The following is a 10968-nucleotide window of genomic DNA, read 5'->3' as shown; positions in this document are numbered from 1 at the left end:
GGTGTCATGCCGTCCGCGTCCGGCGGTCCCGCTGTCTTTCTCGGCGTGCGCCACCACTCCCCCGCCTGTGCCCGGCTCGTCGCGCGGGCGATTGCGACGCTGCGTCCGGCGTACGTCCTGGTGGAGGGGCCGGCGGATATGAACGGGCGGCTGGACGAGTTGTTGCTCGGACACCGGTTGCCGGTCGCCGTGTTCAGTCACTACCGGGACGAGTCGAGGGTCGCGACCTCCTGGGCGCCGCTGTGCGACTACTCCCCGGAGTGGATCGCGCTGCGGGAGGGGCGGGCCGCGGGAGCGGAGGTGCGGTTCATCGATCTGCCGGCCTGGCATCCGGCGTTCACCGAACGCGCCGAGGGCGCCGCCAACCGCTATGCCGATGCCGAGACGCGATACGCGGAGGCGACCGGGCGGCTGTGCGCGCACTTCTCGGTGGACTCGGTGGACGCGCTGTGGGACCGCCTGTTCGAGGTCACGGACGACCGGGACGACGCCGACGCCCTCCAGGCCCGCCTGGACACCTACTTCGACCTGGTCCGCGGCGACGCCGAGCCGGACGTCGGCGACCGGGCACGCGAGGAGTACATGGCGTCCTGGGTGCGGGCGGCCGTGGCTGACTCGGACGGGCGGCCGGTTTTGGTGGTGACCGGCGGTTTCCATCGACCGGCGCTGCGGGCGTTGGCATACGGGGAGGACCGGGAGGACCAGGCGGAGGGCGGCTGGCCGGAGGTTCCGCGGCCGCCCGATGGTGCGCTCGGGGGGAGTTTTCTGGTGCCGTACTCCTTTCGGCAGTTGGATGCCTTCGGTGGGTATCAGTCGGGCATGCCCTCGCCCGGCTACTACCAGCGGCTGTGGGAGGACGGACCGGGGGCGGCGGCGCAGGGGCTGCTGCGTGGCGTCGCCGAGCGGTTGCGCAGTCGCAGAATCCCGGTGTCCACGGCCGACCTGATCGCCGCGCGTGGTCTGGCCCAGGGTCTGGCCCTGCTGCGCGGGCACCCGTACGAGACCAGGGTCGATGTCCTCGACGGACTCGCCGGCGCGCTGATCGCCGACGACCTGGACGGTCCGCTGCCGTGGACCACCCGGGGCACGTTGCACGCGGGCACCCATCCGGTGGTGGCGGAGATGGTCGCCGCCTGCACCGGCGACACCGAGGGCCGACTGCACCCGGACACCCCGCTGCCCCCGCTGGTGCACGATGTGACCGAGCAGCTGGCCCGCCTGGGACTGGCGGACGCGGACCGCCCCGTCACCCTCGACCTCACCGACCCGTCCGGTCTGACCCGCAGCCGGGTCCTGCACCGCCTGCGGGTGCTCGGCATCCCCGGCTTCACCCGTGTCTCGGGCCCGGCCGACGGTGCCGATCCGGTGTTCACCGAGCGTTGGGAGCCGGGACCGGCGGGGGGTCGTGAGGCCGCGCTGATCGAGGCGGGCGCGTACGGGGCGCGGCTGGACGAGGCGGCCTCGGTGCTGCTCGCCGAGCGCGCCCAGGCCGCGGGCACGGACGCCGGGCCGCTCGCCGGGCTGCTGTTCGACGCGGTGCTGTGCGGAGTCGGGGCGCTCTGCGCGGAGCTGCTGGACAGGCTCGCGGCGCAGGTGGGTCAGGTCCGGGAACTGGGTCCGCTCGGCGAGGTGTTGGCCACGGCACTCGGGCTGTGGCGCCACGACCGAGTGTTCGGCGTGGCTCGCGGCAGACTGCTGGGCGGTGTCGTCGCGGGCGCCGTCGAGCGGGTGTTCTGGCTGGCGGAGGGGCTGCACGGCGGCGACGGGGTGGACCTCGGGCGCCTGCGCGCACTGGCGGCCGTACGGGACGCGCTGCTGCACGCCCCCGAACTCCTGCCACTCACGAGAGAAGCCGCCGCGGAGGCCGCCGGCCGCATCGCCGGGGACGCCCTGGCCCCGGCGGACTTGAGGGGCGCCGCGTTTGGGCTGCGCAGGACGCTGGGCGGGGCCGGGAGCTCGGCTACGGCGGTACGGACACTCGCGTCGGCGGCTTCGGATGCGCCGGCCGACGACGCCGTACACACATTGGCGTCGGCAGCTTCGGACGACCCGGCCGACGACGCCGTACACACACTCGCGGCCCCCGAAACCCCGACCGACACCGCCGCGCACACACCTGCCCCCGACGACCCCGCAACAGCCGTAAAAACCCTCGCCCCCGACACCCTCGGTGACTGGCTCGCCGGGCTGTTCGCCGTGGCTCGGGAGGTGGTCACCGGTGGGGAAGAGTCGCTGGTCGACGTGCTGGACGACATCGTCGCGGCCATGCCCGAAGACGACTTCCTCACCGGTCTGCCCGCGCTGCGCCAGGCCTTCGCCTTCTTTCCGCCCCGCGAGCGGGAGCGCATCGCCGAGCGGCTATTGGAGCGGCGCGGTAAGCGCGGCTCGGCCCGTGCGTTGCTGCGGACGACGGCGGATCCGCTGCAACTGGCCCGCGCCAGGGCCCTGGAGGAGAACGTGGCCAGACTGCTCACCCGCCACGGCCTGAGGACGACGCCATGACCGCCCCTGAACGTTCACGGCCCGAGGACCACGCCATGACCACCCCCGACCCCGCGCTGGAACGCTGGCGCCTCATCCTCGGTGCCCCCGCCGAGCGCTGCACCGGCCCCCTCCAAGGCTCCACCGCCGCCCGCGACACGGCACTCGACTGGCTCTACGGCCGCGACGAGGACCTGCGCCGGCGCGGTGTGCGGCGGCCTTCCGGATCGCGGGAAGGTGGCAGCGGGCCCTCCCAGCTCACCGCCGTGGACTGGCTCGACGACATCCACCGGCTGTTTCCGAAGGAGACGGTGGAGCGGCTGGAGCGGGACGCCGTCGAGAGTTACGGCATCCAGGAGATCGTCACCGACCCCGACGTCCTCGCCCGCGTCGAGCCCAGCCAGACGATGCTGCGTGCGGTACTTCGCACCAAGCACCTCATGAACCCTCAAGTCCTCGCCGCCGCACGCCGTATCGTCGAGGCCGTCGTACGGGATCTGATGGAGCGGCTGCGCCCGGAGGTCCGCCAGGCCTTCACCGGCTCCCGCTCCCGCCGCCCGAGCCGGCTGCCCCTGGCCCGCGACTTCGACTTCCGCACCACCATCCGCGCCAACCTCGCCCACTACCAGCCCGAGGAACGCCGCATCCTCATCCAGCGCCCGCACTTCCACGCGCGCACCCGCCGCCACCTGGAACAGTGGCAACTCGTGCTGCTGGTCGACCAGTCGGGCTCGATGGCCGGTTCCGTGATCCACTCGGCGGTCACTGCGGCCTGTCTGTGGAACCTGCCAGGGCTGAAGACTCACCTGGTCGCCTTCGACACCGAGGTCGTGGACCTCACCTCCGAAGTGTCCGATCCGGTCGAGCTGTTGATGGGGGTGCAGCTCGGCGGCGGTACCGACATCGCGCGGGCCGTGGACTACGGCGCCGGACTGGTCGACAACCCGCGGCGCGCGATCGTCGCCCTCATCTCGGACTTCTACGAGGGAGGCGACCCGTACCGCCTGGTCCGTACCGTCCGGGGACTGGTCGAGCAGGGCACCACGGTGCTCTGCCTCGCCGCCCTCGACGAGGCCGCCGATCCCGTCTACGACCGCTCCCTGGCCGCCCGTCTGGCGGAGGCCGGCGCTCCGGTGGGCGCGATGACACCGGGACGGCTCGCGGAGTTCGTCGCGGAGAAGGTGGGCCGATAGATGACCCGCGTCGACCTCCTCGCCCTCACCCCCGAGACGCTCATCTCCCTCGCCAACCGCGGTCTCGTCAAGCGTGCCGAGAAGGACCTGGCGGCGGGCTCGGGCGCGGAAGTGACCGTCGACGGCGACGGCACCGTACGCGGACGCTTCCCGGACGGAACCGCCACCGCCCTCCCACCGGGCCTCGGCCTGGACGCGGCGGAGTGCGGCTGCGGGGCGCCCGGTGTGTGCCGCCACCGCATCGGCCTGGTGCTGGCGTACCAACGCGGCGCGGACGCGGACACCGACGCCGACCGGTCCGCGTTCGTGGACTGGTCCCCCGGCGAGTTCGACGACGACGCACTGGCGGCGGCGCTGGGCCGCCCGGCCCTGGCCGCAGCCCGCCGCGCCATGGGCCGCGGCTACACCGCCCGCCTGCACCGCCCCACCCCCGACGACCCGGCCCCCCGCGTCGAACTCCCCACCTGCACCGTCCGTTTCCCGGTCCCCCACGAACTGGGCTACGCCCTCACCGACGCCTCCGGCGACCTGCGCGCCGAGGTCGTGACGCTGGCGGTGTGGGCATTCCGGGCGGCGGACGCGGAGGGGGCGACGGGGGCCGGTCTCGACGGAGGTACGACGACCGCTGATACCCCAACAGAGGCCGGTCCCAGCGGACGTACCCCCGCCCCCACCCCCCAACACACAACCCAAGTATCCGTCGGCGCCCGCACCCCCACCGCCCACCCCGACGAAGAAGCCCTCCGCACCGCGCTCGCCCTCGCCGACGACCTCCTCCTGGACGGCGTACCGCAGGCGGGCCCCGTGTTCGGTGGGGCCCTCGCCCGGGCCCGGGTGGCGCTGACCGCCGCTTCCGCGCACTGGCCGGCCGGTGCGGTGGCCGAGCTCGTGGAACAGCTCGCCGCGTACGCCGCGCGTGCCGGACGTTACGACCCGGAGCGTGTCGCCCACCTCCTGGCCGAGCTCCACGCCCGACAGCGCGCCGCCGTCCTCGACCCGGTCGGCGTGCTGGGCACCAAGGAGGCGCCGGAGACACCGTTGCGGCGGGTCCGCCTCGTGGCGCTCGGATGCCGGATCGGTGGAACCGAACGGGACCGCACGGCCGAGATCTACTTCGCGCACGCGGACGCGGGTCTGGCGCTGGTGCTGCGCAAGCGCTGGGACCTGCCGGAGGACCAGTCCCCCACCGGCCACGACCTCTCCAACCGCCGCCTGCTCGGCACCCCGCTGCACGCGCTGGCCACCGCGAACGTCGTCAGCGAACACACGGCCCGCGCGGCCGACCGTACGGTGACCATCTCCCGGGGCCGTATCGCCGCCACGAGCATCACCCCGCTGGGCACGGCCTGGCACGACCTGCCCGAGCCGCTGCTGCTCAAGGACACCGCCGCCCACCTCGGCGCGACGACGGAACAGCCGCCGCGCCTGATCCGCCCGCGCGTGGAAGCCGAGTCGGTCCGCGTGGTGGAGACCGCGTCCGTGGAGCCGGTCGGCTACGACCCCGCGGCGCAGCGCCTGGAAGCCCTGGCCCACGACCCGGCGGGCAACGAGTTCCTGATCCGCGCCGACTACAACCCGCTCTGCCCGGCGGGCCTGGACGCACTGGCCGCCGCGCTCGCCGACGGCAGCGTCACAGCCGTGAGCGGCATGCTCACCCGCGACCACGGCCGTACCGTCCTGGACCCACTGGCCGTACTGACCTCCACGGGCCTGGTCGTCCCCGATCTCGCACCCGGCGACGGCGACACGGCCCTCACCACGGCCCCCCGACGCGAGACCGACCCGATCACCACGACCCTGGAAACAGCCCTGCGAGCCCTCGCCGAGGCGTCCCACCACGGCCTGCGCAACCTGCCCGGCCCCACCCGCACCCACCTGACCGACAGCGCGACCGCCCTGCGCCGCACCGGCCTGCACACCGCCGCCGGTCTGCTCGACACCCTGACCGCACAACTGGCCCGGGACAGCGCGACGGTGGCCGTCCCGGCCTGGGTGGATGCCCGGATCCACCTGACGACGAGCTTGGAGCTACACCGCGGACCTGCGTGAACGGCGGTTGCGCCACCAGGTGAGCAACCACAGGACGTTGACTCCGCCGAGCACGATCAGCACCGCGGCCGAGTCGGCGTTGCCCGCGAGGCCGTGTTCCGGACCGAGGCCCCGGACCGCGCGGACCAGCAGGGCGATGTCGACGGGGAGGGTGACGGCGGCCATGAACGTCAGACAGGCCGCCGTACCCACCACGAGGACGAGGCTGTAGAGGCGTACGGCCCGGCGCTCGTGCGGGGGCAGACGAGTGCTCGGGTCCGCGACGCCGAAGCTGCGCGGGCGCACTGCTCGCCGGAACGCGTACCGCGCGTAGGCCAGACCGTCGCCGTACAGGTTCCGGCAGCCGGTGAGGTCCTCGAGGACGAAGTACAGATCGGTCCTGGTGAACACCATGCACTGGAAGGGCAGCGGCAGCAGGGCCAGCAGCACGGCCGCGGCCAGGAGGTCGTGGGTCGTCGTTCCGGTGTCCGTCAGCGCCAGGACCAGGATCAGGACCGATGCCACGGTCAGGTTGAGTGCGATGCCGGACAGATAAGCCGTCAGCCGGTGGCGGCGCGGCGCGAGTTCGATGCCGCTGATGTCGGTCTGCATGACGAGGAACTGGAGCCGGGTGCCCAGCCGCACCTTCCCCGGCACACCCGCGGCGCGGGCGGTGACGAGGTGGGCCAGCTCATGGGCCAGCAGCAGCGTCCACCCGGCGGCCGCCCCGGAGAGCAGCACCACGCTGCCGTGCGGGCTCCACAGCAGGTCGCGATAGCCGGGGAGCAGATCGGGACGGCGGAACAGGACGACTACGGCGGCCGCGAGCAGCACTCCGACGAACACGGGCAGCGCCGGATGCAGGGCGAGGCGGACATGGTGGGGGCGCAGCCGAGGGAGTGTCGCGCGCGGCGGTTCGGCGTCCGGAACCGGGCAGTCGCCGATCCGCGCCACGAACCCGAGCGCGGCCAGGTCCCTGACGAAGTCCGTGATCTCGAACTCCTCGCCGGTCTCGTCGCGCAGCCGCCGCGCCGTGCGGGCCACGCTCAGCCCCTCGCCCAGGAGTTCCACCGCGCGTGCCCCGGCCGCCGGCAGGGCGACGAAGGTACGGGTGGCCATGCGGCCCACGATCCACTCGTCCCGGTCACGCCGCACCGCGAGGTCGTGCAGCAGGACGCGGGTCGACGGCTCGATACGGGGGCGGCCCTCGGCCGCGGTGTCCGTCATGAGGGAGCCTCCGGGCCCGGGTTCACCGCCGGTCCCGCTCGTCAGTCGGGCCGTCGGTCCGTGCGTTGCTGTCCTTGCAGGCGGGGCAGTTGGGCCGTAGGTCCGAGCGCTGCATGACCGGGTCGCCGGGCATCATGAGGTTGAGGCCGAAGCGGCAGCCGGGGTCGATCCGGGGGACGCCGCACAGCAGCGTGAGGGCGGCGTGGGCGAGGAGGCTGCCGGACAGGCCCGCGGTCACGGCGTTGACCGGGTTCCACGGCATACGGGGCGAGGCGACGTCCTCGTCCTGGCCGGCCGCCAGCCGCAGATCGCGGCGCTCTATCTCGGCACTGCGCAGACACTCCCAGCAGGCACCTCGGCCCGGCGTGAAGACACCGACGCTCACCAGGGGGCCGCGATAGCCGGCTTCGGCCCACGACGTGCCCAACTCGAGGCAGACCTGGTTGGCCCACCTACGGATCGTGGCGGGGCGGTCGGCGGCCAGCAGCAGCACGTCGTACGCCGATCCGGCACCGGAGCCACCGGAGCCCCCGGTCAGCAGCTCCCTGAGATCCAGCGGGCCGCGCACCTCACGCCTCTCGCCCGTGACCGTCGAGTGCGGGTTCAGCGCACGCAACGCCCTCAACGCCGCGTCGATCTTGGGCGTACCGAGGTCCGCCTCGCCGTACAGCGTCTGCCGGTTGAGGTTGGACAGCTCCACGACGTCCGGCTCCACGCAGTGCAGTCGCCCCACCCCGGAGGCCACCAGGTCCCGGGCGGCGGCTCCGCCGGTGCCGCCGACTCCGACCAGCAGGACCCGGGCGCGGCGCAGGCGCAGCTGCGGTTCCCAGGAGCTCTCCCTCGGCTGGAGGTCCATCCAGCGCAGCAGGGTCATGCCCCTGCCGTAGCGCTCGCGTTCGTGCTCGGACAGCTCTTCCGGGGGCGAGGCGCCGGCGTCCTCGACGTAGCCGGCGGTGGTGAGGTCCGTGATCGCCTCGGCGATGTCCGGGGCCGGAAGCCGCAGTTCGGGGTGGCGGCGGGACACCTCGGCGACGATGTCGGCGGCGCTGCGCGTGCCGTCCATGGCCTCGACCAGCGTCCACACCCAACCGTCGGGATCCTTGACCTCGGCCCCGATGCCGTGGACGACGCTGCCGATCCGCACATGGCCGTCGACCGTGCGGTACGCCCGGTGTTCCGGCTTGATCCGGGGCCGTCGCATCGCGTGCACCGTCACTTTCGCGCCAATCTCCTCAGTCCCAACTGCCCCTTAATCAACGGACATTGACAACAGTGACTCGATCGACGAACTCTTGCAAGAGCACCACAGATCACCGCACGCCACAGCCACCACCGGGAGGAAACGGCATGCCGAACAAGATCGAGATCCGTCCGCTGGACAAGAAGGAGACCACCGGCGACAGCGGTGGCAACGGCGGCTCCTGACCGGACGCCAGTGATGGACCGCTACCCCACGGTCGCGGACGTCACCGAGTCGGCGCGGCGGCTGGTCTCCCGGTTCCCCGGAGTCTGCCGTCTGCGCCACATCGGTACGTCCCGCGCGGGCCGTCCGATCCTGATGCTGTCCGTGGGACACGGGCCGCGGCACATTCTGGTGGTCGCCCGGCCGCATCCCGACGAGCCGGTCGGCGGCGCGACCGCGCTCGCGCTGGCGGAGCGGGTGGCAGGCGGAGAACGGCTGTCGCGGGTGACCGACCCCGCCTTCGTCACCTGGGACATCGTGCTGTGCCTCGATCCGGACGGCGCCGCGCTGAGCGAGGGGATCGCGGAGGCGACGGCCGTACCCGAGCCCACCCTGGAGGGCTACTACGGCAGCGCGTTCCGCCCGGTCGCGGCGGAGCAGCCGGAGTGGGCACCGATCGTCGGGCGGCAACTGCCCGAGAGCCAGGCGCTGTTCAAGGTGATCGACGAACTGCGACCGTTCCTCCAGTGCTCCCTCCACAGCGTCGAAGCGGGCGGCAGCTGGGTCCAGTTGACCGGAGGCCTGCCCGAACTCGCCGCGCCCTTCCGGACGTCCGCCTACGCCCTGGGCATTCCGGTCCAGCACGGCACGTACGACGCCCTGTACTGGGACAACCCCAGCCCCGGGATCCACGTACTGCCCCCGCCGGACAGCACCGACCGGCTGGCCGCCGGGTCCGAGAACATCGGGCGGTCCACCTGGTGCGCACCGATGCGGTACGGCGGCGTCACGGCGATCATCGAAGTGCCCATGTGGGCGACCGACCTGGCCGACGACCAGTCCCCGCATCCGGCAGCGGCCGACGCGCTGCGCGATCTGTCCGCCCTGGTACGCGACGGCGGACGGCAGGTGACCGCCGTCCTCGACAGGGCGCGCCGATTCCTGCCGGCGGCCGAGGAGAGCCCGCACCGACGCGTGCTGGAGTGGATGGCCGACGACCTCTACGACCTGGTCGCCGACTCCTGGGAACCGCTCGCCCGGCAGGCAGCCGAAGCGTCCCTGACGACAGCCCAGGTCTGCTCCCTGGACGTGGTGGCCCGCCGCCAACCGCTGCGCGCGGCAGGTCTTCTGCTACGGCTGCTGCGGGCGGCGGACGACGACGCGGCCCCGGCGCTCCACAGCGAGCTGAGCGAGCTCTTCACCGCCTGGTGCGCGGACTTCGAGAAGGCCCTGCGACTGCGCTGGGTGCCGGTGCGCGACCAGGTGGAACACCAGGCCCGCACGGTGCTCACCGCCGCCGACAGCGCGCTGAACGCCGTTCAGTTCTGACAGTGCGGGCACCAGACCGTGCGGCGTCCGGCGACGCGGCTCGACCGCAGGGCAGTGCCGCAGCGGGGGCACAGCGGCTCGCTGTCGTCCCGGCGCCCGGTGAGCCAGCCGCGTCGGGGCGGCACACATCCGTCACGTACGGAGGTCGAAAGGACACGGCCCATCGCCGCGTGGATGCGCCGAAGCGTCTTCTCGTCCAGGTTCCGCGTCGACGTCCGAGGGGCGACCCGAGCGCGCCAGAGGATCTCGTCGCACAGGAGGTTTCCGAGGCCCGCGAGGACTGACTGGTCCATCAGCGCACTCTTGACGGCACCCCGTCGTCCCGAGAGCAGTTCCAGGAATTCGTCCCGCTTCACGGCCAGGGCGTCCGGGCCCAGATCCTCCAGAATCCGGTCGACGTCGGCGCTGTCCGCCAGCCGTACGCCCTGCAGTTTGCGTTGATCGCGATAACACAGGAGCCGGTTACGGCCGAGCGTCAGCACGATCCGGTCATGCGCCTCGACCGGTTCCTCCTGGTCACAGCACCGCAGAGATCCGGTCATGCCGAAATGAAAGACAAGCGTGGGGCCGTCGCCCGTCGGCACGAAGAGCCATTTCCCGTGCCGCCACGCCTTTCCGAGACGCCTCCCCTCCAATTCTTTCCGCAGCCGTTTCTCGGTGACGCCCCGGAGAACTCCGGCATCCCGTACGTCGATATCGGTGACGGACCGGCGTCCACTGCAGGTCAGCAGGGTCTGCCGGAATCCTTCGACGTCCGGAAGCTCGGGCATGGCTCTGTCAGCGCCGGTAGAGCCCCACGAGCGTGCCGCTGGACAGCTCCCGCTTCTCGACCGCCTCGTGCACCTGGTCGGCGCGGGGCTCGTCGGGGAGGACGCAGGGCTCCGACAGGGCGTAGAGGCGGAAGACGTAGTGGTGCGCCTCATCTCCCGGGGGCGGGTGCGGTCCGCCCCAGCCCCGTTCGCCGTAGCCGTTGACCAGCTCGGTGCCGCCGGGTGGGATCTGCCCCGCGTTGACGCCCTCGCTGCGGGGGTCGATGCCGACCACGATCCAGTGCGCGAAGGTCCCCGAAGGAGCATCGGGGTCCTCGCACAGCAGCACCAGCTCGGCCGCGTCGTCCGGTGAGCCGCTCCAGGTCAGCGGAGGGGAGACATTGTCACCCTCGTACGCGTACCGCCGCGCGATGAAGCCATGATCTTTGAACTCGCTGCTGCTGAGGTCGATGCCAGTCATGTGCCCCGGAGTACCCGTTCCCGCGGTCTACGCACATGCTTGCGAAGTGATCACTCATTGGTGAGTTCCTCCTGTCGA

At 72.5% G+C, this 10968-nt stretch carries 8 protein-coding genes; 4 read left to right on the top strand and 4 right to left on the bottom strand.

All coding sequences use genetic code 11. From position 1 onward, the window contains the following. Positions 1 to 6: 6 nt before the first annotated feature. The 3 genes from OHT76_RS28010 to OHT76_RS28000 are packed head-to-tail and all read left to right on the top strand — an operon-like array spanning position 7 to position 5723. On the top strand, positions 7 to 2502 hold the full coding sequence (locus OHT76_RS28010) for a DUF5682 family protein (protein ID WP_328873629.1): 2496 nt from the start codon (positions 7 to 9) through the stop codon (positions 2500 to 2502). Next, positions 2499 to 3674, top strand: a complete 1176-nt coding sequence (locus OHT76_RS28005) for a VWA domain-containing protein (protein WP_328873628.1) — start codon at positions 2499 to 2501, stop codon at positions 3672 to 3674. Before OHT76_RS28010 ends, OHT76_RS28005 begins: the two co-directional genes overlap by 4 nt. Continuing rightward, on the top strand, positions 3675 to 5723 hold the full coding sequence (locus tag OHT76_RS28000) for a hypothetical protein (protein ID WP_328873627.1): 2049 nt from the start codon (positions 3675 to 3677) through the stop codon (positions 5721 to 5723). It abuts the gene before it with no gap. Here OHT76_RS28000 and OHT76_RS27995 read toward each other — a convergent pair. Next, on the bottom strand, positions 5703 to 6929 hold the full coding sequence (locus OHT76_RS27995; RefSeq protein WP_328873626.1) for a hypothetical protein: 1227 nt from the start codon (positions 6927 to 6929) through the stop codon (positions 5703 to 5705). The genes OHT76_RS28000 and OHT76_RS27995 overlap by 21 nt on opposite strands. Before the next feature lie 22 nt (positions 6930 to 6951). Beyond that, positions 6952 to 8130, bottom strand: a complete 1179-nt coding sequence (locus OHT76_RS27990) for a HesA/MoeB/ThiF family protein (RefSeq protein WP_328873625.1) — start codon at positions 8128 to 8130, stop codon at positions 6952 to 6954. A 237-nt stretch (positions 8131 to 8367) separates the two neighbouring features. Between OHT76_RS27990 and OHT76_RS27985 the strand changes: the two genes are divergently transcribed. Next, positions 8368 to 9660, top strand: coding sequence for a M14 family zinc carboxypeptidase (locus OHT76_RS27985; RefSeq protein ID WP_328873624.1), 1293 nt, complete (start codon positions 8368 to 8370; stop codon positions 9658 to 9660). Here the strand turns inward: OHT76_RS27985 and OHT76_RS27980 are convergent. Further along, positions 9651 to 10430, bottom strand: coding sequence for an Fpg/Nei family DNA glycosylase (locus OHT76_RS27980; protein ID WP_328873623.1), 780 nt, complete (start codon positions 10428 to 10430; stop codon positions 9651 to 9653). The two genes, OHT76_RS27985 and OHT76_RS27980, sit on opposite strands and share 10 nt — an antisense overlap. Positions 10431 to 10437: 7 nt before the next feature. After that, complete coding sequence (locus OHT76_RS27975; RefSeq protein WP_328873622.1) at positions 10438 to 10890, bottom strand: YbhB/YbcL family Raf kinase inhibitor-like protein; 453 nt, start codon at positions 10888 to 10890, stop codon at positions 10438 to 10440. Positions 10891 to 10968: the final 78 nt, after the last annotated feature.

Origin of the sequence: Streptomyces sp. NBC_00287, from assembly GCF_036173105.1 — a bacterium.
GTDB lineage: Bacteria > Actinomycetota > Actinomycetes > Streptomycetales > Streptomycetaceae > Streptomyces.
Note: the sequence above shows the minus strand (reverse complement) of the source record. Positions and strands in the feature narration are given on the sequence as shown.

Excerpts from the sequence above, each read along its gene's own strand:
- OHT76_RS28010 (WP_328873629.1), top strand. The coding sequence starts at position 7 with ATGCCGTCCGCGTCCGGCGGTCCCGCTGTCTTTCTCGGCGTGCGCCAC.
- OHT76_RS28005 (WP_328873628.1), top strand. The coding sequence starts at position 2,499 with ATGACCGCCCCTGAACGTTCACGGCCCGAGGACCACGCCATGACCACC.
- OHT76_RS28000 (WP_328873627.1), top strand. The coding sequence starts at position 3,675 with ATGACCCGCGTCGACCTCCTCGCCCTCACCCCCGAGACGCTCATCTCC.
- OHT76_RS27995 (WP_328873626.1), bottom strand. The coding sequence starts at position 6,929 with ATGACGGACACCGCGGCCGAGGGCCGCCCCCGTATCGAGCCGTCGACC.
- OHT76_RS27990 (WP_328873625.1), bottom strand. The coding sequence starts at position 8,130 with ATGCGACGGCCCCGGATCAAGCCGGAACACCGGGCGTACCGCACGGTC.
- OHT76_RS27985 (WP_328873624.1), top strand. The coding sequence starts at position 8,368 with ATGGACCGCTACCCCACGGTCGCGGACGTCACCGAGTCGGCGCGGCGG.
- OHT76_RS27980 (WP_328873623.1), bottom strand. The coding sequence starts at position 10,430 with ATGCCCGAGCTTCCGGACGTCGAAGGATTCCGGCAGACCCTGCTGACC.
- OHT76_RS27975 (WP_328873622.1), bottom strand. The coding sequence starts at position 10,890 with ATGACTGGCATCGACCTCAGCAGCAGCGAGTTCAAAGATCATGGCTTC.